24 protein-coding genes are annotated in these 25,432 nt (G+C 41.8%); 14 read left to right on the forward strand and 10 right to left on the reverse strand.

All coding sequences use genetic code 11. The features are described from left to right. Positions 1-843: 843 nt before the first annotated feature. Positions 844-2,286, forward strand: coding sequence for a cryptochrome/photolyase family protein (locus ACTWPM_RS11045; RefSeq protein WP_443133093.1), 1,443 nt, complete (start codon positions 844-846; stop codon positions 2,284-2,286). 30 nt (positions 2,287-2,316) lie between these two features. Here the strand turns inward: ACTWPM_RS11045 and ACTWPM_RS11050 are convergent, their stop codons facing one another. Then, complete coding sequence (locus ACTWPM_RS11050) at positions 2,317-3,678, reverse strand: DUF2254 domain-containing protein (protein ID WP_443133094.1); 1,362 nt, start codon at positions 3,676-3,678, stop codon at positions 2,317-2,319. A 221-nt stretch (positions 3,679-3,899) separates the two neighbouring features. On the opposite strand from ACTWPM_RS11050, the gene ACTWPM_RS11055 reads away from it, so the two are divergent. The 3 genes from ACTWPM_RS11055 (at position 3,900) to ACTWPM_RS11065 (ending at position 7,816) form a co-directional block, all read left to right on the forward strand. Continuing rightward, the gene (locus ACTWPM_RS11055) at positions 3,900-5,171 is read left to right on the forward strand and encodes an aminopeptidase (protein WP_443133095.1); all 1,272 of its coding nucleotides are present in this window, start codon (positions 3,900-3,902) and stop codon (positions 5,169-5,171) included. A 208-nt stretch (positions 5,172-5,379) separates the two neighbouring features. After that, positions 5,380-6,396: an acyltransferase family protein gene (locus ACTWPM_RS11060; RefSeq protein WP_443133096.1), complete on the forward strand. Its 1,017-nt coding sequence runs from the start codon at positions 5,380-5,382 to the stop codon at positions 6,394-6,396. Between the two features lie 748 nt (positions 6,397-7,144). Then, positions 7,145-7,816 (forward strand): type 1 glutamine amidotransferase domain-containing protein, encoded by a 672-nt coding sequence (locus tag ACTWPM_RS11065; RefSeq protein ID WP_443133097.1) that lies wholly within the window; start codon positions 7,145-7,147, stop codon positions 7,814-7,816. Positions 7,817-7,902: 86 nt separating this feature from the next. Here ACTWPM_RS11065 and ACTWPM_RS11070 read toward each other — a convergent pair whose 3' ends face one another. Further along, positions 7,903-9,258, reverse strand: coding sequence for a YjiH family protein (locus ACTWPM_RS11070; protein ID WP_443133098.1), 1,356 nt, complete (start codon positions 9,256-9,258; stop codon positions 7,903-7,905). Between the two features lie 338 nt (positions 9,259-9,596). Between ACTWPM_RS11070 and ACTWPM_RS11075 the strand changes: the two genes are divergently transcribed. Further along, positions 9,597-10,133, forward strand: a complete 537-nt coding sequence (locus ACTWPM_RS11075; protein WP_443133099.1) for a DUF1722 domain-containing protein — start codon at positions 9,597-9,599, stop codon at positions 10,131-10,133. Between the two features lie 30 nt (positions 10,134-10,163). Here the strand turns inward: ACTWPM_RS11075 and ACTWPM_RS11080 are convergent, their stop codons facing one another. Both ACTWPM_RS11080 and ACTWPM_RS11085 read right to left on the reverse strand, forming a co-directional pair. Then, the gene (locus tag ACTWPM_RS11080) at positions 10,164-11,030 is read right to left on the reverse strand and encodes a fructosamine kinase family protein (RefSeq protein WP_443133100.1); all 867 of its coding nucleotides are present in this window, start codon (positions 11,028-11,030) and stop codon (positions 10,164-10,166) included. Between the two features lie 34 nt (positions 11,031-11,064). Next, positions 11,065-11,967 carry a GNAT family N-acetyltransferase gene (locus ACTWPM_RS11085; protein WP_443133101.1) on the reverse strand — a complete coding sequence of 301 codons (903 nt, stop codon included), beginning with the start codon at positions 11,965-11,967 and terminating at the stop codon, positions 11,065-11,067. A 484-nt stretch (positions 11,968-12,451) separates the two neighbouring features. Between ACTWPM_RS11085 and ACTWPM_RS11090 the strand changes: the two genes are divergently transcribed. Both ACTWPM_RS11090 and ACTWPM_RS11095 read left to right on the forward strand, forming a co-directional pair. Beyond that, the gene (locus ACTWPM_RS11090) at positions 12,452-14,116 is read left to right on the forward strand and encodes an ABC1 kinase family protein (RefSeq protein ID WP_443133102.1); all 1,665 of its coding nucleotides are present in this window, start codon (positions 12,452-12,454) and stop codon (positions 14,114-14,116) included. Beyond that, the gene (locus ACTWPM_RS11095; RefSeq protein ID WP_443133103.1) at positions 14,113-14,412 is read left to right on the forward strand and encodes a phasin family protein; all 300 of its coding nucleotides are present in this window, start codon (positions 14,113-14,115) and stop codon (positions 14,410-14,412) included. Before ACTWPM_RS11090 ends, ACTWPM_RS11095 begins: the two co-directional genes overlap by 4 nt. Positions 14,413-14,747: 335 nt before the next feature. Here the strand turns inward: ACTWPM_RS11095 and ACTWPM_RS11100 are convergent, their stop codons facing one another. After that, the gene (locus ACTWPM_RS11100) at positions 14,748-15,470 is read right to left on the reverse strand and encodes a YwaF family protein (protein ID WP_443133104.1); all 723 of its coding nucleotides are present in this window, start codon (positions 15,468-15,470) and stop codon (positions 14,748-14,750) included. Positions 15,471-15,551: 81 nt separating this feature from the next. On the opposite strand from ACTWPM_RS11100, the gene ACTWPM_RS11105 reads away from it, so the two are divergent. The 4 genes from ACTWPM_RS11105 to ACTWPM_RS11120 all read left to right on the forward strand — a co-directional run bounded on the left by ACTWPM_RS11105 (position 15,552) and on the right by ACTWPM_RS11120 (position 18,134). Then, positions 15,552-15,773, forward strand: coding sequence for a uracil-DNA glycosylase (locus ACTWPM_RS11105; protein ID WP_443133105.1), 222 nt, complete (start codon positions 15,552-15,554; stop codon positions 15,771-15,773). Between the two features lie 139 nt (positions 15,774-15,912). Continuing rightward, positions 15,913-17,253 (forward strand): sodium-dependent transporter, encoded by a 1,341-nt coding sequence (locus ACTWPM_RS11110; RefSeq protein ID WP_443133106.1) that lies wholly within the window; start codon positions 15,913-15,915, stop codon positions 17,251-17,253. Between the two features lie 187 nt (positions 17,254-17,440). Next, entirely contained in the window at positions 17,441-17,752 is a 312-nt protein-coding gene (locus ACTWPM_RS11115) for a YwdI family protein (RefSeq protein ID WP_443133107.1), read from the forward strand. A 13-nt stretch (positions 17,753-17,765) separates the two neighbouring features. Further along, positions 17,766-18,134, forward strand: a complete 369-nt coding sequence (locus ACTWPM_RS11120; RefSeq protein ID WP_443133108.1) for a DUF423 domain-containing protein — start codon at positions 17,766-17,768, stop codon at positions 18,132-18,134. Here the strand turns inward: ACTWPM_RS11120 and ACTWPM_RS11125 are convergent. From ACTWPM_RS11125 to hemQ, 4 genes are all read right to left on the reverse strand, one after another. Further along, positions 18,131-18,379: a hypothetical protein gene (locus ACTWPM_RS11125; RefSeq protein ID WP_443133109.1), complete on the reverse strand. Its 249-nt coding sequence runs from the start codon at positions 18,377-18,379 to the stop codon at positions 18,131-18,133. The two genes, ACTWPM_RS11120 and ACTWPM_RS11125, sit on opposite strands and share 4 nt — an antisense overlap. A 76-nt stretch (positions 18,380-18,455) precedes the next feature. Beyond that, entirely contained in the window at positions 18,456-18,971 is a 516-nt protein-coding gene (gene gerQ, locus ACTWPM_RS11130) for a spore coat protein GerQ (RefSeq protein WP_443133110.1), read from the reverse strand. 21 nt (positions 18,972-18,992) lie between these two features. After that, entirely contained in the window at positions 18,993-19,415 is a 423-nt protein-coding gene (locus ACTWPM_RS11135) for a cell wall hydrolase (RefSeq protein WP_014644883.1), read from the reverse strand. Between the two features lie 258 nt (positions 19,416-19,673). Continuing rightward, on the reverse strand, positions 19,674-20,411 hold the full coding sequence (gene hemQ / locus ACTWPM_RS11140; protein WP_443133111.1) for a hydrogen peroxide-dependent heme synthase: 738 nt from the start codon (positions 20,409-20,411) through the stop codon (positions 19,674-19,676). A gap of 279 nt (positions 20,412-20,690) precedes the next feature. On the opposite strand from hemQ, the gene pta reads away from it, so the two are divergent. Then, positions 20,691-21,662, forward strand: a complete 972-nt coding sequence (pta, locus tag ACTWPM_RS11145; protein WP_443133112.1) for a phosphate acetyltransferase — start codon at positions 20,691-20,693, stop codon at positions 21,660-21,662. Between the two features lie 775 nt (positions 21,663-22,437). Here pta and ACTWPM_RS11150 read toward each other — a convergent pair. After that, positions 22,438-23,280 carry a lipoate--protein ligase family protein gene (locus ACTWPM_RS11150; RefSeq protein WP_443133113.1) on the reverse strand — a complete coding sequence of 281 codons (843 nt, stop codon included), beginning with the start codon at positions 23,278-23,280 and terminating at the stop codon, positions 22,438-22,440. Positions 23,281-23,540: 260 nt separating this feature from the next. Here ACTWPM_RS11150 and ACTWPM_RS11155 point away from each other — a divergent pair, with 260 nt between their 5' ends. Together ACTWPM_RS11155 and ACTWPM_RS11160 are read left to right on the forward strand one after the other, a co-directional pair. Continuing rightward, positions 23,541-24,836, forward strand: coding sequence for an HD domain-containing protein (locus ACTWPM_RS11155; RefSeq protein ID WP_443133114.1), 1,296 nt, complete (start codon positions 23,541-23,543; stop codon positions 24,834-24,836). Positions 24,837-24,849: 13 nt separating this feature from the next. After that, entirely contained in the window at positions 24,850-25,350 is a 501-nt protein-coding gene (locus tag ACTWPM_RS11160) for a YwgA family protein (RefSeq protein ID WP_443133115.1), read from the forward strand. Positions 25,351-25,432: the final 82 nt, after the last annotated feature.

The following is a 25,432-nucleotide window of genomic DNA, read 5'->3' on the forward strand; positions in this document are numbered from 1 at the left end:
ATGAAGAGTGTATTTCATGCTAAAACGATGTAAAAAAGCTTGTCATAGAAGCATTTAGGACCTATTAGAAGTAGAGCATTCTCTCTTCTGAAAGGGTCCGTTATTCTCCCTTGGCTGGGTTGGTGGGGAAATGGCGAGACTCCCCGGTTAAAAGCGGAAGCACCTTGGTCAGCGGCGTATGGACTGGACTGAACTGGCGGAGATAAAAGAAACACGAAGAGCGTAGCGATTCGATGTTGACTTATCGTACAGAAGTGAGGGAAGTCTCACTAGACGCTAGGTGCTGGAGCTGGATAGCTCTCTTCAACGTTTAGGCACTCATTTATGCTTACGGCTCTAAGAAGTGTAAGAGTGGGAGAAGGAATCAGGTGAGATCCCGCAGGGAGTGAAACGAGCGAGGAAGCTCCTGGTAAAAGGAGGTTCGACTAAGGTCGCCACGTCCTGTGGCAACGTCGATCGACCCTACGTCGTGTAGGGCCATAGGAAAGTGTTCAAATGTGGTATCACCCCGAAAGACACGACCAGCATAAGCCGACCATCAAAAGGTTGGCGGTTTTTCCATCCGTTGATGAGCGACTTATGTCTCGAGTGTCTGAGTGATGGAACAAGACGAGTTATTTCCCCACCAGCCACCTCCTCATCTTGTAACGGACACCATTTATCTCGAAATCGAGTCTTCAACTATCCGGCCCGATTGTGGAATAAGTTATTATGGAAAATGTGCAACGGGTAATTGAGACACTAGTGAAGATTGTAGTAGAGCGTACCTATTAAAACGTGAGGGTGGAACAAACATTCGTTACAATAGAAGTACATAGAACTTAGACGGGGAGAGTGGGAGCCATGACAACTCGAGCCATATGGTTTCGAAGAGACTTAAGATTAAATGATCACACAGCGATAAATAAAGCGTTGGAACATGCAGGCGATGAGGATGAAATTCTTTTGTTTTTTCATATCCATCCTGGGATGAACCAGGAATTTACTGCACGTCATGATTACTTTTTTCAAACCTTGAAGGCTTTTACAGATAATGCAGAAGAAAAGGGACTGGCCATCCATTTCATTGAAGGGAAGACAAGTGAAGCGTTCACCGAGCTGGTGGAAAAACATAACGTAGAAGCCGTTTATTATAATCGAGATGAATCAGGCTTTGGTTTGAAAAGAGACAACGAAGTTAATGATTACTTAAAAGATTCTGATGTTCATGTGTTCAGCTATGTTGATCATCATATGCACGGAGCGAAGGAAGTAACTAAAAAAACAGGCGGATACTATAAAGTATTCACACCTTACTATAAACAGTGGAAGCAGCTGCAAAAACCAGCCATCCAGAAAGTAGATCATGAACGATTGTCCCAGCTTGTGATAGACAAGAGTGGTGAGTTTGAAGAAGGTTACAAAGCTTACAAAAATCTCATCAGTAAGACGACGAGAGAGTTTGCTAAATTGGGCGAGGACGATGCTCTTGATCACTTTTACGATTTCCTGGATGAAGCGATTTATGAATATGAAAAGAAGCGGGATTTTCCAGCAGTGGATGGTACAAGTCGGATGTCGCGTTTCTTAAGAACTGGGGCTATTTCCATTCGTACGGTATATCACTTGATTCATGATCAAGTAGACTACCGAAAAAATACAGAGGGAGTCGAAACATATATTTCAGAGCTTGCGTGGCGTGACTTCTACAACATGATTTATCACTTTTACCCAAACGCCGGAGATGAAGAGATGGTTGAAAAATATCAGGGACTCCCTTGGAATTATGATCAAGATCTTTTCAACCAATGGAAAGAGGGCCGGACCGGCTTTCCGATTATCGATGCGGCTATGAGGCAGATGAATGAAACAGGTTGGATGCACAATCGTCTTCGCATGGCTGTAGCTTCTTTTCTAACCAAGGATTTGCTTATGGATTGGCGTGAAGGAGAAAGGTACTTTGCAGAGCAGCTGATTGATTATGATCCGGCTTCTAACATTGGCGGATGGCAGTGGGCAGCCTCTACAGGCACAGACCCTGTTCCTTATTTCAGGGTATTCAACCCAACGAGACAGTCGGAACGCTTTGATCCACACGGGCGTTTTATTAAAGAGTGGGTACCGGAATTAGTTGATGTTGATAAAAAATATATTCATGAGCCGGCTAAAATGTCTTTGGAGGACCAGAAGGAAGCCAATTGTGTCATTGGGAAAGACTATCCTGAGCCGATGGTTGATCATAAAACCATGCGTGTTCGGGCTATTGAAATGTTTAAGAATGAAAAAGAAGGAGAGGGCACATCTTGATCAGCCCTCTCCTTCTTTTTTCAGAATGATCTAAAGGGAAGAAGGCACCTTAGATGCACTTTTAGAACTGACTCTTTCCAGCATGTATTCGAGCAGAAAAAGATAATCCTTCTGGTTACCTGTATTTTTTGCAAGCACGGATAGTTGTTCTAAAATATACAGGCAGTCATTTTCATAAAGGCTGTAGTTATCAAACCCTAAGATTGTCTGGCGGGCAAATTCCCATAAATCCTTGTGAACGGACTGATGCATCGTTTTACTTAGCAAAGCTACCATAGTCAGCAGTTCGGTCATGACCGCAGAATTTTGGTTAGCGTATTCGCGAATGGATGCGAACCCTTTATGAAGATAATATCTAAAGTCTTTTTGATTTAAGATAATACGAAGTTCCTGCTCCTGATCGAAAAGATAGGGAGAGAAATTCGTGGACTGACCTATACTTTTTAACAAATCTGCAATCTGATGAATAGTGTTCGTAACCGTTAGTGGGTCGTTATGGCCCAGAGCTTTAATGGCTACCTCGGCAAGCTTAATTAATCCGTATTCCAGGTCTTGAATTTCAGTTTGTTTAATTCCAATTTCAATAGATTTTAGATATCGATCAGGGTCAACCTTTCCATTATTCTCCCAATAAGTGAGTACCGGTGTGCCTTCTACAACGAATTCTCCGATTCTAACGTCGAACCGAAGGAGACTATTATCTCGTTTAGCCTGTTTAATGAGTCTGGAGAAGTCAGCGACTTGAAAATAACCAGGTTGATTGGCCTCAATAACCTTCCCGTCTTTTACTGAGGGCAGTTTAGCTTCGTCCACTGGCTTTTCAAGATGGTAGGGCATCAATTCTTTCTCTAAAGAAGCCTGGACTGATTTTGACTTGGAATTCATATTGTAACTAATGTTATGAACCTGCATCCAGGTGGTCGTATGGTTAATAAAATAGATAAAGGTCACGGCAGCCGTGATGGCAGTTAAGATAGATAGAGCAGGGGTGGCAACAATATATTCTTCTTCTTCGTGTGTGACATACAAGAAGTTTAGAAGGACATATATGAAACTCCCGTTAAATATCCCGAGTACGTGCTGGGTCGCCCGGTCACTTACAAAGTTTACAAGCATTTTGGAAGAGAACTGTCCGCTGAACGTTGTAAGTGCTACAAGCAGGGAGTTGATCGTAAAGGCACTTAATGTAAGCACCCCTCCCACGAGTGCACTCAAAAGAACCTGAAGCGTCTGACCGCTGAATCCGATAGCGGCAGGTAAGTACAAGCTGACATCTACAATGTAATCAAGGTAAAAAGTAAAAGCAGAAAGACCGATGGCTCCTACTATATACCAGAATGGCATAAACCAGAGTGTGGATTTTAACTCACTCTTACGCTGACGTTTCGACATTTTGAAGTATTTTCTAATATAGTAAAAGAACCCCATGTAATCACCATTCTTAGTAAGTTTAAATTCTTCTATTTCCTACCCTCGATAAAAATAAACTAACCTTCTTTTTGTTTTTAATAAAGAAAATGATAAAAAATAAGTGAAAGGACTGTGTGTTTCTTAATTGAATTTAGAAAACCCGCATTTAATTAGGAAATGGATGGAAGATATGAAATAATATAATGACAATCTCAATTTTGGGAGGTATTAATTTGACAGCAAATCAAAAGCAATTAGAAAAATACGCAGAATTAGCACTGAAAAAAGGTGTTAATTTACAAAGAGGCCAGGGGCTAATTATTAACGCTCCGATTGAGGCAGCAGACCTTGTTCGCACCATTTCGGCTAAGGCTTATGGTAAAGGAGCTAAAAACGTTCACGTTGAGTGGGGCGACGAAGTATTAAGTTACCTCAAAATGAAGAATGCTCCGATGGAGGTACTTGAGAACTTTCCTAAATGGAAAGCAGAAGGGCTCGAGGAGATGGTTGCTGATGGCTATTCTCTACTCTCGATTTACGGCCCGAATCCAGATTTATTAAAAGATGTGGATTCAGAGCGCGTAGCTAAAGCTAATAAAGCAAGTGCCCAGGCGCTTACTAAATACCGCGATTACATTATGAATGATAAAACAACATGGAGCATTGTGGCTTATCCTCAGAAAGCCTGGGCAGAAAAAGTCTTTCCTGATCATTCCTCCGAACAGGCTCAAAGCAAACTATGGGAACAAATCTTTCAAATCACTCGCATAGATCAGGAAGATCCAATTGAAGCTTGGAACGAGCATAATGAACGCTTGCGTCAGGCCCGTGAATACCTAAATAATAAGCAGTATAGGAAATTGCATTATAAAGCTCCAGGTACTGAATTGTCGATCGAATTAGTTGAGGATCATATTTGGCATGGCGGTTCAGCTACTTCTCAAAATGGCACTGAGTTCAATCCGAATATGCCGACAGAAGAAGTATTTACCATGCCTCATAAGTATGGAGTAGATGGTAAAGTAACAAGTACGAAGCCGCTTAATTATGGCGGGAACTTGATTGAAAACTTTACCCTTACGTTTAAGAGCGGTAAAGTGGTGGATTATTCAGCCGAATCCGGTGAAGACACTTTGAAACACCTGCTTGATACGGATGAAGGAGCAAAACAGCTAGGGGAAGTTGCTCTTGTACCTAACGAATCTCCAATTTCTAAATCCGGTCACATTTTCTTTAATACACTTTATGATGAGAATGCTTCTTGCCATTTAGCTTTAGGGAAAGCATACCCGACTAATATTAAAGACGGGTCTTCCTTTAGCGAGGAAGAAATGGATCATCACGGAGTTAATGACAGCCTTGTTCATGAAGACTTCATGATGGGGTCGGCAGAGCTGCACATTGATGGAGAAACTAAGGAAGGCGAATTTGAGCCGATCTTCAGAAACGGAAATTGGGCCATTGAGTTTGAATAAACGGTAATCTTTTATCCTCTTCTGCATGAAGTGCAGAAGAGGATTTTTTTGACCCTTCGTTTCATGACAAAAAGGAGACAGAATTGACAGGTAGTTTACAGTTTGTTTAAAAAGTAATAAAAAAGGTATCAAATCCTTAAAAATGTGATAAATAGAAGATAGGACAATTTATAAAACTAGGAAATTTGAAGAGTGAAGGGTGAAAATAATGAAGCGTGATGTTTTTTTTGACAATGCAAAATTATTGCTGATTTTTTTAGTGGTATTTGGTCATATGATCCAGCCATTTACAGATGGATCAGTTCCCATGTACACCCTCTACACGTGGATTTATACTTTTCATATGCCTGCATTCATCTTCCTGGCCGGTTTCTTTGCGAAGGGATCGGGTCATAAGGATTACATCATTCAATTGGCTAAAAAACTGATATTGCCATATCTTATCTTCCAACTGGCCTATACGGGATATTTCTTTTTTATTGGAAAAGAAGGATGGCTTAATGGACCTTTTTATCCTCACTGGTCGCTATGGTTCTTGTTTAGTTTATTCTGCTGGCATATTCTGTTGTACTGGTTTAAAAAGATCCCGCCGATTATTGGAATTACTATTGCCGTTGAGGTGGGCCTTGTAGTTGGTTACTTCAGCGATATCGGCCATAGTTTCAGCTTATCCAGAACATTTGTATTTTTTCCGTTTTTCCTCGCCGGGTACTGGCTGACGAAAGAACATGTGAAAATGTTTAGAACACGTCGCGTAAGAGAAGCGGGGCTTGTGGTGATGGCTTTGGCTGCCGGACTTATTGCTGCTTTTCCTGAAGTAAGTTCAGGATGGCTGCTAGGTTCAAAATCGTATGCAGAACTTGGAAATCCAGAATTCGGCGGCTTAATCCGCTTTATGGTGTATCTGCTCGCTGCTGTAATGACGGTGAGTGTATTATCCTGGGTGCCTGGGAAAGAATACCGTTTCTCCTATCTTGGCGGAAAAACGTTGTATGTATATTTACTGCACGGATTCTTCATTCAATTCTTCAGACAGGCCGGGTGGTTTAAAGTAGGGTCTATTTTCGATATTCTAGGTCTTGCCATTGTATCGGCGCTTATTGTCTATCTGCTTTCAAGCAGTATGATACGAACATTGACCCAGCCCTTGATAGAAGGTCGCACCCAATTAATGAAGCATTGGTGGCAACGACACTCTAGTAAAGATTCCAACTATCAACCCTGATATAATTAAAAAAGTGCGAGCCCGCATAGGGCCGCACTTTTTTTAATGCATAGAGACTGTTCAACGTGGTCGTGGATTTTTAAAAGAAGCTTATTCAACTAAAGGGCCGGATAGTTGAAGACTCAGATTCGAGATATTGAGTGGAGAAAGGGCTCCAGGGAACGGCTCGCTTTCCGCGGGCATGTGGTGAGCTTCCTCAGGCTTCGCATTCCGGGATCTCACCGATCATGTTCATCCCGCAGGAGTCTTCATCGTCCCCCTCCGGACCTTGCCAAATCAGTAGCTCAAAACCACTTAAGATATCTTCTTGATCCACAAAATGAGCATGTGAATATGAGGCTATTTTCATGCTATAAAGATCTGGAATAGCCTGTCATAGAAGCATTTAAGGCCAGTTAAGAAGGCGAGGGTTCTCTCTTCTGGAAGGGTCCGTTATTCTCCTGTGGCTGGGTTGGTGGGGAAATGATGAGACTCCCATGGGAGAAGGAACTAGGTGAGATCCCACAGCGAGTGATAACGAGCGAGGAAGCTCAGCGTTCCCCCATAGGAAAGCGAGTTATTTCCCCACCAGCCCTTCTCAATTTAATGTAACGGGCCCAATTATCTCGAAACTGAGTCTTCCAGTATCGGGAGCTTATCTGGAATTGGTATTTCGGGGATTTTACAGTGCTATTGTATAAAGAATATGGAAGAAAATTGGGCAATGGGGAAGGCTAATCGTAAAGGTTTACAAGGAGGATGATGAGAGATGACTAAAATTCTAATGATTGCTACGAATGTAGATCAACTGACTAACGATCACCAAACTGGTCTATGGTTGTCAGAGTTTGTAGAGCCGGCAACGGAATTTAAAGAAGCAGGGTTCGAGGTGATAGCTGTAAGCTTAAAAGGCGGAAGAATTCCTATTGATCCTCATAGTTACAGTAATGAACTTCCGAGGGTTTGGGACGGTGTGATGGAACCTATTCATAATACACCTGCGCTTTCAGAAATCGATCCGAGTGAGTTTGAAGGTGTGTTTCTGTGTGGTGGCCATGGAGCTATGGTAGATTTTCCTAATAATAAAACGATGGAACATATGCTTAGACACTTTCTTACAGAGAATAAGATAATAGCATCCGTTTGTCATGGACCAGCTGGATTGCTTGGTGTGACAGACCATAATGGAGAAGCGCTCCTTAAAGGCAGGACAATTACTGGATTTACAGACGAAGAAGAAAAAGAAGCTGGTATTGAGCACCTATTGCCTTTTAAACTTGAAGAACAGCTGAAAGCAGAAGGAGCAAATTTTAAAGCGGAAGCGCCAAATAAGGACCATGTAGAAGTTGATCAAAACTTTGTTACTGGTCAGAACCCGCGTTCGAGCTTGAGTACAGCACAAGCGGTCATTAAGAAATTAAGAAAACCGCAGCCTCAATAACAGTTTTAAAAAGCTAAAAAAGTCTCAGAGTATCGTTATGTACTCTGAGACTTTTATTGGTTAAACTATTGGAATGCCAATTTTGATTAGAAAAGAAGGTGAGCCACAAGAGTAATAATGGGCAGTGTGATAATTGTACGCTCAAGAAAAATAATGAAGAGATCCGTTAAGTTAACGGGTACTTTTGAACCTAATAACAACCCGCCGACTTCAGACATATAAATTAATTGAGTAACGGATAAACAAGCAATGATAAAACGGGTCATCTCACTTTCAATAGAAGCCCCGATAATAGCTGGCAGAAACATATCGGCAAAACCTACAAGAATGGTTTCAGAAGCTGCTTGCGCCGAAGGGATCTGCATAAGTTCCAACAAAGGAATAAAAGGCATTCCCAGCCACGTGAAGAACGGAGTGAATTCCGCAATCACAAGAGCGATGGTTCCAAGTGCCATTACGATAGGGGCAACCCCCATCCACATATCTAAAATGTTTTGTCCGCCCTGTTTAAAGAAGTCTTTCAACCCTTTAGCTTTACTTCCGCGTTTAACAGCCTGGACATACCCGTAGGTGAAGATATTATGCTCATCAGGGACTTCTTCACTGATGTCATCTGCTTCCTCTGTCACATAGGTATTCATTTTGCGTGAAAGAGGTGGAATCCTTGGCATAATGAGAGCCGCAATGAAACCGGCTAAAGCAACGGTTAAGTAAAAAGGAATAAACATATCAGCTAGGCCGACTTGTTCGATGACCACGAGGCTGAAGGTAATGGAAACTACAGAAAACGTTGTACCGATAACCGCTGCTTCTCGTTTTGTGTAATACCCTTCTTCGTATTGTTTACTGGTAAGGAGAACACCAATGGTTCCATCTCCCAGCCAAGAAGCAAGGGAGTCAATGGATGAACGTCCGGGCAGGCGAAATAGCGGACGCATGATTTTAGTTAATAACGTACCGAACAATTCTAATAATCCGTAATTTAGTAATAGCGGTAAAAATAAGCCGGCGAATAAGAACACGGCGAATAATACATGTAATAATGAGTCCAGAAGTAACCCGCCTGTATTTTCAGAAATGATAGCCTGGGGTCCAATTTGAAAATAGACCATAATAGCGAAAATCATCCCTAGTACCCTGGTCACTACCCAAACGGGAGGTACATGAAATAATGATTTGAAAAAGGGATACTTATCTAAAGCTCGTGGTCCTGCCAGCTTCGCAATCACGGTGGCAATGGCTGTGATCGAAATAATGATCATCATGATCAAGGATAAATAACTGCCGAGCATGTCCTGAAGCCAAGTAGCTAAAACGGCAATAGGAATCGTAACGGCTCCATCCTCAATATCCACGATCGGGTACATGAATAGAAAAATACCGATCAGGGAAGGTATGATGAAAAGTAAATGTGATGATGGTTTGAAATTTCTAGCTTTCATCCAGTGTCTCTCCTGTCGTTCAGTAGTTTTAGCTCTGAAAATGCAGCTGTTTATCTATGGCAGGTAATAATTGTTATCCCTCCGCATGCTGGGAGTACCTTGATCTCTTCAAATGCTCCCCGTAAGGGAAATCTGGTCGATCTCTATCCGATGTATCCATACTAAACGTTAATTGAGCTTTATATATAGGGTAATGCAGAATAAATATGCAGCATTTTATATTTTAATACGGATAGCGACAAAAACCAATAGGCAATCAGAGGGAGGAGTAGTTCCTTATTTATGTTAATTCGACAAATTCGGGAAGAATCCTTTTGAGGATTAGAAAGATGAGGGAGATGAAATTGCGAAAAACTTCAGTGTCAGAAATTCGGATACCATCTATTTTATATTTGCGGAAGAAAGTTACGGATATTCTCCACCAAAACTATTATGATTCTTTGTTCACTAAACTCTTTATCTTAGATGATTTCAATCATGTCAAAACCAGGAGATATTCGATCCAGACTTTTCATGCTCGTCAAAAATACTTATTGATGAGTTTTCACCCTGGTCTATTGAAGAAACTGGGAAGTATAGCTGCAAATCATACGCATGAATCTAAAGATCAATTATTAGAAAACTATGAGTTTAATTTGAGGAAACTTTTGAATAACAAACCGACTCGGGGATCTCATGCCAATGTTTGTCAGCATATCGCCGGATATTTCAAAAAAAATTGGTCTTCATCTGAGAAAGCGGAATTTAACAAGCAGCTCTTACTTTACAAGGAAGGGGAGTTGGGGTTGGCAGTGATAAAAAAAGACTGGCCTTTTGGGCCAGTCAGTCGGACAAGAAATATTTACTGCAACAAACGTATCTCGCACCTTTTATAAAGTTAGACTAACTTGAAAACAATGACGTTTTTAGTCTGCATATTGGCGTAGAATTCGATCTACGCTGCCCCCGTAACCTTCTCCGAACATATTGAGATGAACAAGTAAATAAAAGAGTTGGTAGAGCGGTTTGATCTCTTCGTAGTTGGCAGGAAGCGGAAAAGTATTCTCGTAAGCTTTATAAAAGGAAGAAGGAAATCCTCCGAATAATTCTGTAAAGGCTAGTTCGAATGCATGATCTCCATACAGGACGGAAGGATCAATAAGGTAAGGGCGGCCTTCTGCATCTGCCATCCAGTTTCCACCCCATAGATCTCCATGCAGGAGTGAAGCCTCAGGGTTTTCTGGTATCCATTGCTCGAGTTTCCCTAATAATGCCTCGAGTTTCGAACGCCGTTGCGCAGAAGCCCGTCCATTATTAATGGCTAAATGGAGCTGAGGTTTCAGTCGATAGTCTCTGTAATAGTCAAGCCAGGAAGTCTTCCAATCATTCGGCTGGTCTAGCTCGCCTACAAAGGTAGAGTGGCCCAGTCCATAGCGATCAGCCGTCTGTTTATGCATAAGGGCTAAATTTCGGCCCAGCTCTTCAGGAGATGCTTTACCGCCTTGCTGTATCCAATCCATAACGATTACGCCTTTTTCACCATTTGCCGGCTCGTCATAATAATGCACGTGCGGAACGTTGATCGTATTCGTTTTTTGGATCCGTTCAAGACCGTCGGCTTCCACCTTAAAAAAATGAGAAGGAACCCCTTCATTTCCTTTAATAAAGTATGATTGTTTATTCGTTTTAATGTAATAAGATTGATTGATATCTCCACCGCTCACTTGCTTCATGGCTTCAATCGGCGACTGATCTCCAATGGAAGCTAGAGCGTTTCTAATGACTTCTTCCATAACCGTTTCCCTCCTTAAAGAATCTGGACAACACTTAGTGAAATATGTTCAGTACAGGCGGTTTCTGTTTTTCGATGGTCTTTTGATAAGCGTGGATGGTGTTGATTACTCTAAATCCGAATCGCTTATAAAGGTTTTCTGCCTGTTCATTTTGTGTGCGAACGGAAAGAGTAACGACATCTAAATCAAGAGCGTGAAAAGCGTATTGAAGCGCGTGTTCAATCAATTCAGTCCCGATTCCGCTTCCCTGTTCATGTTTACTTACGTTCACAAAACATATTTCTCCTTCATGGCCTTCAAGGATTGTTTCAAAATATAAATATCCTGCGATTGCACCATCTATTTGATAACCCCACAATTGATTGCCCGAATGTCTGGATAACTGCATCATTTCCTCTGTTGTATAATAGGATGCTTTGGGGTGCAGTTTATCAACATCCTCAAAATCATCTTGATGCAAATCCACGATGGAAGAACTCTCCTTCGCAGAAGGGTCGAAGTTCGTTCGATGAACAGCCAGCGTCTTTTCTACGTTGTATAACTCAAAGTCATGGCGTTTCGTGAAGGCGAGAAGATGATGGTTAGCTTCAAAACAAGCGACTTTCACTACATCGAAATAAAGCTGCATAGTGACCGAGGCCTTGTCCCACATGCTTTCAATCACTGCCTGATGTTCTTTTGTAGCGAATGGTCCAAGCAAGCGGCAAAGTTTTTGTTCGAAAAAAGGAAGAATTCCTAAAAATCCAATGATTTCTTCTCCCTCCCATGCCACGTAAGCCAGAGGTTCCTTGAACTGAGTGAGCGTCCAGATTTGTTCAAATATTTCATTAGGATCTGAAGCCAGCCAGGCAACATAGTGGTGGTCTATTTCGTTCATATGATAAAGCCAATTGGCAACGGTATGTAGATTCTTGACTTCAAGCTCGCTAATATTCATAGAATCACCTTTCTTTTTGACTCTGTTAAAGGTTATTATTGTATTTTATAAAAGGCTTATTACGCTATAGGGCCGTACACTGTAAGACTCAGTTTCGAGATATTTTATGAGAGGAAAGGTCCTGCGGGGGATGATTCGCTTTCCGGTCCTGCACGACGCAGGGTCGATCGCCCCCACCTCCTGTAGGGACATAGGAAAGCGAGTTATTTCCCCAACAGCCCTCTTCCAATTATAGTAACGAACCCCATTTATCTCGAAACTGAGTCTTCCAGTCTCGGGAGCTTAATCGTGAAATCAACACGGAGGTTTAACAGAGCCTTCTTTTAAACAAATCATGACACAACAGAGAATCAAAATTCAAGCCTGAGGTAAGGGGCCTTGCGGGAACATGAGGACCTGGACAGATCTTCCTGTCATTTAAATGATTGACTTGAGTGAGTCAGGGGAAATGGAGGATAGGAATGTTTATAAGGGAGACACAGGGATGAAAAATCGTCTAAAATACATATCGATTTACAGAATTGCCATTATTGTCTGGATGTCCATAAAGTTCCTTGTTCAAATCTTTTGGTTTCAAAAAAGACATCGCATATGGGATCAGGATACCAAAAGAAAATGGGAAGATATGCTGGAGAAACAGGCTGGTGAGTACCGAAGAAAAGCTATCTCTCTAGGCGGACTTCTTATTAAATTTGGACAGTTTTTAAGTTCACGAGGTGACTTGCTTCCGCGTGCTTTTATTAAAGAATTAGAAGGACTTGTAGATAGAGTAGAACCTATGCCTTTTTACAGATCGAAAGAAATAATGGAAGAGGACTGGAATGCGAATCTGGAAGATCATTTATCTACTATTCATGAAGACCCAGTGGCATCAGCCTCTATCGGTGAAGTCTATAAAGGTTCATTAAAAGACGGGACAGATGTTGCGGTTAAAGTTCAGCGCTACCGTGTGAAGGATATTTTTCAAATGGATTTCAAAGCCTTGAAAATTGTTTTCTGGCTGGTGGACCATTTTACATCTTATGGGAAGAAAGCTGATTTACCAGCTTTGTATCGTGAGGTTGTCAGGGTAATTAGCAATGAACTGGACTTTACGATGGAGCTGGAGAATGGAAATAAGTTCAAAAAAAGATTCACTCACTTTCCTTCTGTTTATATTCCGGATTACTACAAGGATTTGTCTACCAAACGTGTCCTTGTCATGGAGTGGATCGAAGGGACAAAAGTTACGGACCTGTCTTTTATAAAGAAGCATCAGATTAGCCGGGAGCAAATTGCGAAAACATTATTTGATTTAAGCGTTGAGCAATTTCTCGATGCGGGAATGTTCCATTCTGATCCTCATCCAGGAAATCTAATGCTGCAATCAGACGGAACCATTGTGGTTATTGATTTTGGGATGGTGGGGGAAATCCGACAGGAAGACGCGAACTCTATCCGGTCCATGGTTCAAGGCTTTATTCTGGAAGACTATGACCGGGTGATCTCCGCTTTACAGGATATGGATTTTTTATTGGAAAACGCAGACACAGAACGCGTGAAGAAACTGATCAAGCAAACGACCGATATGTATCTGGAAGGGAACTTTGACAAGCTGGATGCGAATATGATGAATGATATGATGATGGATATTCAGCAATTTGTTAAAGACCAGCCGATTCAGCTTCCTGCTGACTATGCTTTTCTGGGCAGAGCTACATCGATTATCGTAGGAGTTCTCAGCAGTGTATATCCTCAAGTGGATTTGATTCAATGGGGACGTCCAGTAATCAAGGAATGGGTGTCAGGAGAAGACTCGGATTATTCCATATTTAAAGAAGTAGCCAAGGAAACTGCCCGGCCCCTCTTATCTTTACCAAGAGCGCTCGTCGAATATTTGGAAGATGGTGATAAGGAGAGAGAATGGAAGAGCTATCACCAAAGGAACCATCTATTTCACCAATTTTACTTATTTTATGCCCTTCTATCATTTATTTTCATAAGTTCGGGTGCTGCAGTATTGTATCTTACAGTGGTCCAGACATTGCTTCCATCAATTTGGATAGGTATATCTCTGCTTGGCTTAGGTTTTATAGGTTTCATAAGCTGTGTCATAAGTCATTTTAAAATGCTCAAACGAATACACCATACTAGGAGGAATGAAATATGAGTGATTTACTGAAGAAAGGATTTCATTTAGGGTTGGGAGCAGCTATCAGCGGAAAAGAGAAGTTCGAGAAAATGGTGAATGAAATGGTGAAACACGGAGATGTGAGCCCAGCACAAGCGAAAACGATGATCAATTCCTGGATCAGCAAAGGCGAGAACGTTGATAAAGAATGGTCCGATCAGTCGAAAGCAAAAATGCAGGATCGTATGAAAGAACTCGGATTTGTGTCAAAGGAAGATTATGAGCTTCTGGAAGCAAGAATTCAAAGACTTGAAAATTTATATAATCAGCGTTAAGTACCTGTCGTCTCTTCTAATAGAGGAGGCGTTTTTTTGTTTGTCGAGTGTGTGGGCCATTGGTCAACTGGGGATGGCTTACGAACCACTCGTTTTTTGTAGAAAGGAACGTCGTTAAATTGGGTTTGGATTGGTGAGCCTTGGATTTGCTGGGGGAATATCCGATTTATCTATTAGAGAAAAAGTTTGAATTTTTTATCATATTCCGGGAGGCATAACAGAACATAAGGTGGTTTAAAATTACCGTACTGGCGGCGCTCATACCGGTTGCGGGGTAAGCTTTGAATAAGCCTAATCATAAACAGGGCGGTCTGCTGAAGACCGCTCTGTTTTGTTTAGAGAAGTTTAATTCTGGATCCCAGTTTATAAAAGCCGTACATAAAGGCAAATGCAAGGAACGCAGTTGCGGCTAAATTAAGATAGTAAATCATTCCATCCCCCATAAGGCTGAGAGGAGTAAAGACAGTGGGAGGGTGTTCTAAATACAAATAATTGGAACCTAGGAGAGGGTTAAAAAAACCTATAATAAGAGCATATCCCAATAACAATAAGTAACTATAAGTCATATCCTTCCAAGTAATTCGGACAGAAGAGGTCACTACAAGAAACAAACTCGTCCAGGGAATAGCCATATGGTGCAGGAAGAATTTCCAGAAGCGGTAATGGTGAAAGTCAAAGGGTACGTCTGGAGTGATCAGGGCAATAAGAGCAGGAAGGATTCCTATGAAAAAATTTATTTTTATAAGCGTTGGCTGATAGGTAATAAGCGTGTAGATCCCTATTAAAGAAGCGATTCCGCATAGGTGGAGAGGCACATGGCCGGCCAGACTCCACACTCCATTTACAGACGCCCACACCTGATAACTGATCTCTGAAAGCAGAAGAAGGACCAGTAAAGAAAACCTCACAACCTGACGACCATGGTAATGTGTATGAAGCCATTTAGAAGCCAGGGCAATACCGAAAAGAATAATCGTGAAGATAAAAAGCATAATTATGTGACTGGTGCCCAGCATTTCAAAGGAATAACGACTCCCTGTTCCGAACCAATTTTTCATTAGGTACACATCCTAGTGAATCAATTTTCGCTGTGCTATGATGATTTTACCATACGTTTGCCCAGTGAAAGGGGGTAGGAAATGAAAGGACAGGTTAATTGCTTTCAATGTAAGCATTTTTATACAACTTGGAATCCAACTTTTCCTAGAGCCTGCGCTGCCTATGGTTTTAAAGCTAAGGAGATGCCTTCTCAGCTGGTATTTCATGCGACAGGAATTGAATGCATGGCATTTGAGTCAAAACACTCAGAGAAAAGGAAGAAGAACCCATCGATCTCCTCAAACTTTGATGTACGCCTGTAAATAATATGAAATTTTCAGAATTCATATGGACATCCATTTATTCTATGGTATGCTGATGGATATTTAGTATGGCCACCATGCTATCTGAGAGCTTGACTCTACAAAAGTAGAGAGAAATGTAGGAAAGGAGTTGAAAGCTATGCATAGAGAAAAATGGGGGACAAAATTAGGTTTTATGCTGGCCGCTATGGGCTCTGCCGTAGGTCTGGGAAATATATGGCGTTTTTCATTCGTAGCCGGTAATAATGGTGGAGGAGCTTTTTTATTACTCTATCTGTTATTCGTGCTTATTATTGGAATTCCTTTATTACTTACAGAGGTAAGTATTGGACGGAAAGCAGAAAGTGATGTAGTAGGGTCTTTTCAAAAGCTTGCTAAAGGAACACCCTGGTATCTAACAGGCTTTTTCGGTATTATCAGTGCTTTTCTTATTTTAAGTTTCTATGCCGTAGTTGCAGGCTGGGCTATCTTTTATTTCTGGAATTATATCAATGGATCATTTTTTACACAGCCGGCAGTCGGGTACGAAGGAGCTTTCGGTCAATTTATAGGCCATACGTGGCATCCAATTGCCTGGACGGCACTCTTCATGATTTTAACAATTGTTATTGTATTAAGTGGTGTTAAAAAAGGTATTGAAGCAGCGAATAAAATTTTTATGCCGTTACTGGCTTTAATTCTCATAGCTTTGGCGGTATTCAGTATATCGCTTGATGGTGCTTCAGAAGGGGTTAAGTTTTTATTCCAGCCGAATTGGTCGGCACTAAGTGAACCTTCTATTTATATTGCTGCCCTAGGACAGGCCTTCTTCTCGCTTAGTCTTGGGATGGGGGCAATGCTTACGTATGGAAGTTACTTAAGGAAAGAGAATAAACTTCCCAGCGCGGCTTTGGGCATCGGATTAATGGATACATTCTTTGCGGTGATCTCGGGGCTTGTGATTTTCCCTGCCGTTTTTGCCTTCGGTATAGATCCAAGCTCAGGACCTCCGCTCGTATTTATTACACTTCCGAGTATCTTTGAACAGATGCCGCTTGGGGGAATCGTTGGTCTGGTGTTCTTCTTTGCCTTGATTCTGGCTTCTCTGTCTTCGTCTGTCTCCATACTGGAAGTTCCTACAGCTTATTTTATGCGTGTATTCGGATGGACGCGTTTTGCTACAAGTGTTCTTATGGGCTCCATCATGTTCGTCATGGGAATTGCTGTATCTTTAGGCTTCGGTATTTGGTCAGGCATTACACCGATTGGAGAAAGAAATATCCTGGACTCCATGGATTATATTGCTTCCAATATTCTCTTGCCACTTGGCGGTCTGTCTATGGCCCTTCTTGTGGGATGGTACTTTAAAAAGTCAGAAGCTCTGGAGTCTGCGGACTTGTCCTCTTCTTCAATTGGAGGGTTCTGGTATTTTATCGTGAAGTGGATGGCTCCCATCCTTATAATATTGATTTTCTTGAACAAAATCGGTGTTATCTTTTAAATTCCTCCATATCAAATCACTCGAAAGAGACCCTGATGATCATCAGGGTCTCTTTTATTATTTCAGTTTCCTCAATTAATTATTATTTTGTGAACGATAAGAGGATCATAAGACAGAATTGCAGGCAGCGTGTTAAACTACGACAGAACACTATTTTCTTTAGTATGAAATAAAGGAGTCTGACTATATGGCGATATCAAATCAAAGCGTCCTTAAAAAAATGTCCAGTGAAATACAGGAAGCTATGCTTCAGCATGGAGACGAGCAAAAGGTTCGTGAGCATATACGTTCTGTTAGACTGTTAGCGGATCTTTTTTTGGAACAGGGGCAGGAGGAAACCGTATCTTCTAACAAAGGAAGTCAAACGATGCATGAACCGACAGTCGATGAAATAAGAAAGATGATGGGTGCCGATAAGACGCCAGATTCCAAACCAAAAAGTGAAGAAAAACGGCTGGAAGATGATGATGCCAACGGATCATCTATTTTTGATTTTTAGGAGGAGTTAAACGATGAAACTGATTTTAATTTTAGCGGTTATAAATGGCTTTTTGTCGGTTGCTCTTGGAGCTTTCGGGGCACATGGACTAGAAGGGAAAGTGTCTGAAAAAGGCTTGGAGCAATGGGGGAAAGCGGTTAATTATCAAATGTTCCATACAATGGCTTTATTTGTGACCGCCTTATTAATGAGCAAAATCCAGACCGGATTGATGACGGGAGCAGGGTGGTTTTTCGTAGCAGGCATTATACTATTCTCAGGAAGTCTTTATATCTATGCGCCTACAGGTATTAAAACGTTTGCTATGATTACACCGCTCGGAGGACTATCTTTTTTAATCGGCTGGATTTTGCTTGGTTATGCAGTCATTAAACATCTTTAAAAGTAGAGGATGGTTGTGAACAAAAATATGATTAAAGCCCGAAGTGCTTGAATGATAGCGTTCGGTACATTCTTTGTATTCCATTCAATTAACGCTTCAAATAGAAAGCTTACGGATAAGACATAAAACATGAGCAGGATAATCCACTGGTGTTCTAGCTTAAAAAGGCCGAGCACAGCTAAAAGAACAGCTAACGCCAGTGCACCTAATTGAGCTTTATAAAAATTTTCATAAGGATGTCTCATGGGTTCACCCTTTTCTATTGATAGGAGAAAAACTCGCTAACTAATTTTAGCGAGTTTTTTTATGAGTTCAAGCTGATTATCTTGGCTGGTACTGTGCAAAGCCTGACCCTCCACCGTTGAACGGATAGCTATAATTAATTTCTTCATCAAATGTAATATAGTCTAGATAAATCATCAGCAATAAATAGCGTTTTCCTGTTTCAGGATCACTCAAAATGATATGGTCCCGGCCGGCAGCCTCTATAATACCTTTGAAAACTTTAGCATTCCATTGGTCATTATTCTCGAACGTCATGTAAACTGTGGCTACCTTTCCAGCATTCAACCGTAAAATGTTTTCAATATACGATTGTTCTGTAGGAAGCATGTTTGGGGGATTTACACCACTTGATGTCTGTCCCTGCGGCATCTGCGGCACCTGCGCACCACCGCTGTAAGCAGGTGGGTATCCTCCCTGTCCTTGATTGGAAACTGGAGCGCTTGGATAATAATACATATATGGATTACTCGCGTAATAGGGGGAGGACTGTTGATTATACATTTGCTGCTGCCCTTGCTGGGCGCCTCCTGTAGATGGTTTTTTCTGAGCCAATTCACTCACTCCTTCAATAAATTAGTACACACTTGGACAAGCAGACCTAGTAGGAGAATAAAAACAGTGGGACTTGAATCTTCCTGTATTCCATTGACCAAACCACTGGGCCGGGCAGCTGCCTCCAGGCATAAAGAACCAGAGAGAGTTGCTGGCCGGATGATACCGCTTGCCATTAATAACCTTCCTTGCCAGCCTCCGATCCTTTTCGCGGGATCGCTGGTAAAAGTATCCTTTTTGCGTTGCTTCAAATCCTCCGGGACTTTGATAGACCATCTGCCGTATCGAATCAATGTCTGTGAAATCAATACAGTCTCCCCGTACACGATTCACGCCCGTGTTCCCAACCATAAGCATACCCAATTGCCCATCACCCTCTGCTTCTGCACGCATGAGTCTTCCAAGAAGCTTAACGTCCGCTTCGTTGTAAGGAATAACAGCCACGCTGTCACCTCGCTTTAATACAGACATGTTACTGCTCTTTAACACTATATGTAAGTCCACCGTTATGATATGAATAAAATATCAAGCCTTGCCTTTTGAAAAGGATAAACCTTCCACCTCAGGTCATCCATATTATGGATGACCTGAGGTGGAAGGTTTTAGGTAGTTGATCTTATGAGTAGATGGGTATCTTAAATGTTCTTAATAATTAACCTAAAAAAAAGACTCCACCTCAAGAGGGCAGAGTCTTTTACAAAATTAAACATGTAAGAATTGAGGAACGGCTTCCGGTTTAAGAAGGTTTCCAATATAGAAGGAACCGAAATCGCCGTAACGGGACGTAACCTCATCAAAACGCATTTCATACACAAGCTTTTTGAACTGGAGCACATCATGAGCAAATAGAGTAACGCCCCATTCCCAGTCGTCAAAGCCGATGGAGCCGGTGATGATTTGGCGAATCTTGCCGGCATATTGGCGTCCGGTCATTCCGTGCGCGTACATAAGCTTAGCACGTTCGTCTTTTTCAAGTACGTACCAGTTATCGTTACCTTGGCGGCGCTTGTCCATTGGATAGAAGCAGATATGATTCCACTTCGGAAGGGTTGGTTTCAAACGCGCCTGAATTTCAGGGTCATCTTCGTTCGCATTGCCCATATAGTTAGAGAGTTCCACCACAGATACATAAGAATATGCAGGTGTAGTAAACTCAGCAAGCTTGGTTTTGTTGAAAGCTGTTTCGATTTCATTTAATTCTTCCATTGTTGGACGTAAGATCATCATCATGAAATCAGCTTTCTGCCCCATAATGGTGTAGAGAGCATGGCTGCCCTGTTTACTTTTTTCGGTGTCTTCCCATTTAGAAATCATCTGTTGGAATTCGTGAATGGCCTGCTCGCGTTCTTCACTAGAGGCATATTTCCAAGAGGTCCAGTCAATTGAACGGAAATCGTGCAGGCAATACCATCCATCCATGGTTACTACTGCTTCTGGCATGGTATCGATCGCTCCTTTATGATTTGGTTTATTATATTGCAAACTTCCTTTCTCAATATAACACAGTTGCTTAATTACATCATGGGAATGACTTTGAACAAATAGTGAAAGGATAAGGATAGGGTAAGAAGAATTAAATTCCTTTGAACGTATGAACTCAGCTAAAAGAGGGTAAATGATAATGAAATCGCTTCATTGTAAAAATCAATAGGAATGACTTTCATTTATACACAAAACCTTTTATCATGTATAACAGAAATGAAAATTGGAGGGTTCAATATGAGCAACCTATTTGATACATTGAAATCGAAGATAGACGGTCAAGGCAAGAAGGTCGTGTTTCCGGAAGGTTTGGATGAACGTATTTTAACAGCTGTCAGCCAGCTGGGGGCAGAAGGTTTACTGATACCTGTACTAGTCGGAAATGAAGATAAAGTAAAACAGAAAGCATCTGAAGTTGGAGTAGATATTTCCGCTGCTGAAATTCTGGATCCTGCAAATTATGATGCTTTTGACGAAATGGTGGCAAATTTCGTAGAGCGCCGCAAAGGAAAAGCTACCGAAGAGAAAGCGCGTGAAGTCCTGCAGGACGAGAACTACTTTGGTACAATGCTTGTTTATATGGGGAAAGCAGATGGTCTTGTGAGTGGCGCAGCTCATTCCACAGCAGATACCGTAAGACCTGCTCTTCAGATCATTAAAACAAAGCCTGGAATTAAGAAGACGTCTGGGGTATTCGTAATGGTGCGTGATGAAGAAAAGTATGTTTTCGCTGACTGTGCGATCAACATTAACCCTGACAGTCAGGATCTGGCTGAGATTGCTTTAGCTAGTGCTGATACAGCGAAGCTATTTGATATCGATCCACGAGTTGCTATGCTCAGCTTCTCTACTAGAGGCTCAGCAAAATCTCCAGAAACAGAAAAAGTAACGGAAGCTGTAGAACTTGCTAAAGAGCAGAATTCTGATCTGGTTATTGATGGAGAATTCCAATTCGATGCAGCTTTCGTGCCTTCTGTGGCTGAGAAGAAAGCACCGGATTCTCCACTTAAAGGTGAAGCGAATACGTTTATTTTCCCAAGTCTTGAAGCAGGTAACATTGGCTACAAAATTGCTCAGCGTCTTGGTAATTTCGATGCTGTAGGCCCTGTATTGCAAGGCTTGAACCAGCCGGTTAACGATCTTTCAAGAGGTTGTAATGCCGATGACGTTTATAAACTTGCGATCATTACGGCCGCCCAATCTGTATAATAAGCGCAAAAAGAGCCAGCGATCTAATCGCTGGCTCTTTTTCTATGAATTACTTTGTTAAATCTCCCTGTTGATATTGAACAAAAGCCCCCGTTACTGGAAGACTCAGTTTCGAGACAATTGGGGCCCGTTACTCTATTTGGAAGAGGGCTGGCGGGGAAATAACTCGCTTTCCTATGGCCCTACACGACGTAGGGCCGATCGACGTTGCCACAGGATGTGGCGACCTTAGTCGATCCTCCTTTTACCATGAGCTTCCTCGCTCGTTTCACTCCCTGCGGGATCTCACCTAGTTCCTTCTCCCATGGGAGTCTCGCTATTTCCCCACCAACCCAGCCACAGAAGAATAACGGACCCTTCCAAAAGAGAGAATCCTCGCCTTCTTAACTGGCCTTAAATGCTTCTATGACAGGCTATTCCAGATCTTTATAGCATGAAAATAGCCTCATATTCACATGCCCATTTTGTGGATCAAGAAGATATCTTAAGTGGTTTTGAGCTACTGATTTGGCAAGGTCCGGAGGGGGACGATGAAGACTCCTGTGGGATAAACATGATCGGTGAGACCCCGGAAGTCGAAGACTGAGGAGGCTCAGCACATGCCCACGGAAAGCGAAATCGTCCCCCGGAGGACCTTCCTCATAATCAATATCTCGAATTCAAGTCTTACAGTAAACGGCCCTTTAGTTTAATAAGCATGCTATAAAAGCATCGCCTAACAGTGACTTATGGATAAACAGGATATATCTTTACATGAAGAAAGCGCCCGATCTCCTTAAGTAAGGTGGTCGAGCGCTTTTTCATTCCGCTGGATCATTTGTTCCAAGCGTTTATTAAACCATTCGATTTCTTGATCCTCCAGGGGAGTAACGGTGACTTCATCAGATAGCTCAGAGAGTTTTTTAAGTATCCGGTCGCGTACGTCAGATACACTGAGGTTGGTCCCTAATAGTTCATTGAGAGAAGCCATAACCTTCGGATCAATGGAGGGGTAGGTAAAGCGAGTGTTCTCTTCACGCTTTCCAATTTCATAGAATTGCTTTAAAAGCCGCGCGCGTTCAGCCCCGCTCCCACTGACATCCAAATAAATTTGAACGGCTGAACCATTTTTAACCCGGCGCTGGGAAATTCCGGCAAACTTTTGGCCGCCTATACTTAAATCATAGGTACCTGGACAATAAGAACGAGTAATTTCATACGCTTTAATTTGATCGGTCAAATCCTCAAACAGCAGTTGAGTAAACGAAACCATAGCATCATACCCATCATGAATGTTCACTTCTTTAGAGTCCGGGAAGATGAGTGATAAATTCAGGACACCATCATCCAGTACAACGGCAAGACCGCCTGAATTTCTCACGATGACCTGGTATCCTTCCGACTTCAGGTATTCAATTCCATCCTTAATGTAGGGCAGCCGAGCATCGGGAATTCCAAGAACTACTGTATTATGATGAACCCATAGCCTTGCTGCAGTTGGGCTCATTCGTTCTCCTACCGACATTGATAAGGCATCATCTATAGCGAAAGACTGAAGGGCGGAAAAAGAGGGCCCTAAATCGCTTTGGTCCATGAAACGATATTTTTGAGGTGTTAATAACGAATGTATGTTTTTCATAAAGCTGTGCTCCTTTATCTGCAATCACCACTCTTCATTATAGCAGAAGAAACCTGTTGCATGAATGACGTAACGGCTGTAAAATCTTCAAAGGATTAAGAAGTACTCGATCATTCTTTTAATAAAAATGTTGAATGTCTTGAAGCCTTTAAAGACAGGAGTAAAAGAATCAATCTGTCATTTTTTGTCTGTCAAGATGTTTTTTTGTCATAAATAAAGGTATATAATAGTTAAAAATGTCGTGAAGAAAGGACAAACTGATGGGCTATCGTGACGAGAAGTTAAGTGAAGAAAAGGTTTTTAAGGACCCCGTCCATCGCTATGTCCACGTGCGGGACCGGGTGATCTGGGATTTGATCGGAACATCGGAATTTCAGCGGCTAAGGCGAATCAAGCAGCTGGGCACCTCGTATTTAACGTTTCACGGGGCAGAACATAGCCGCTTCAACCATTCATTAGGCGTTTATGAAATTGTGCGCCGGATTATTGAAAACTTTAAGGACCGGCCGAACTGGGACGATGACGAACGACTGCTTTGTCTATGTGCGGCTTTGCTCCATGATTTGGGTCACGGGCCTTTCTCCCATTCCTTCGAAAAGGTTTTTAAACTGGATCATGAAGATTATACTCAAAAGATTTTACTTGGGGATACGGAAGTTAACAAGATTCTGAGCCAGGTAGAAGAAGGTTTCCCGAAAAAGGTAGCCGATGTCATCAATAAAACGTACGCGAATAAGCTGGTGGTCAGTTTGATCTCCAGTCAAATCGATGCCGATCGGATGGATTATTTGCAACGGGATGCATATTTCACAGGGGTCAGCTATGGGCATTTTGATATGGAACGAATTTTAAGGGTGATGCGCCCGATGGAAGACCAGATGGTAGTAAAAGAAAGTGGAATGCACGCAGTAGAAGACTACATTATGAGTCGTTACCAAATGTACTGGCAGGTTTATTTTCACCCGGTGACCCGTAGTGCTGAGGTTATCTTATCTAAAATTCTCCATCGGGCGAAAGAGTTGTACGAATCAGGCTATACCTTTAAGCTTAAGCCTACCCATTTTCTTTCCTTTTTTACCGGGAGTCCGACACTTAATGAGTATCTAGCACTTGATGAAGCGGTAACCCTATTTTATTTCCAGATGTGGATGGAAGAAGATGACCCGGTATTGAGTGACTTGTGTGACCGATTTGTTAACCGCCGGCTGTTTAAATATATTGAGTTCAATCCGAATTCTCAGATGAACCAATGGATGGAACTGTATAAATTATTCTCTAAAGCAGGTCTGAATCCAGATTATTATCTGGTGGTGGATTCAAGTTCTGATCTTCCTTATGACTTCTACCGTCCAGGTGAAGAGGAAGAGCGTCTGCCAATCCATCTGCTGCAGCCGAGTCAGGAATTAAGAGAGTTGTCACGTCTTTCTGATATTGTCGAGGCCATCTCAGGCAAAAAGCGGACAGATCATAAACTGTATATTCCTCTGGACCGCCTGGAGGAAATGTCCAATCGTAGTAAGACGAAGAAGCGGATTATGGAAATATTGTATGGATAAGGAGTGAAGCTCCATGTTGGAAAATCATGCGAAGCTGATGCAATTCTTCTCAAGTACGGATGAGATCGTAGGTCGTAAAAAACTGCAGAAAATGATCTACATACTTAAAAAGTGTGAGGTTCCATTTGAAGAACGCTATCAGTTTCATTTTTACGGACCCTATTCAGAGGAATTAACGCTTAGAATTGAGGAAATGTGTAACCTTGGATTTATCAGTGAGGAAAGAGAAGAAAAGAAAAATTACTATCAGTACCGCTATGAGATTACGGAAAGCGGCCGTGAATTTCTAAATCATTATGAAATGGATCTGCCTCCCTTGCATGACCATATCCGCGAAATGAACGGTAGAAGTTCTCGATTTCTGGAGTTGGTTTCTACGATGCTCTTCTTTGAGGGTCTGCCTCGTGAAGAAATCACTGAAAAAGTTTACGCCGTAAAAAGTACTCAGAATTACACAGAGGAAGACATCCAGGATGGATGGAAGTTTATTGAAAAATTACGAGCGATTCATTAGTATGATTGGTAGAAAGAGATATACTGTACGTCAGTATATCTTTTTTTATCAATAATTTTTTGACTATTTTTATAATTCATAG

This window comes from Halobacillus sp. K22 (genome assembly GCF_052246795.1).
Lineage (GTDB): Bacteria > Bacillota > Bacilli > Bacillales > Halobacillaceae > Halobacillus.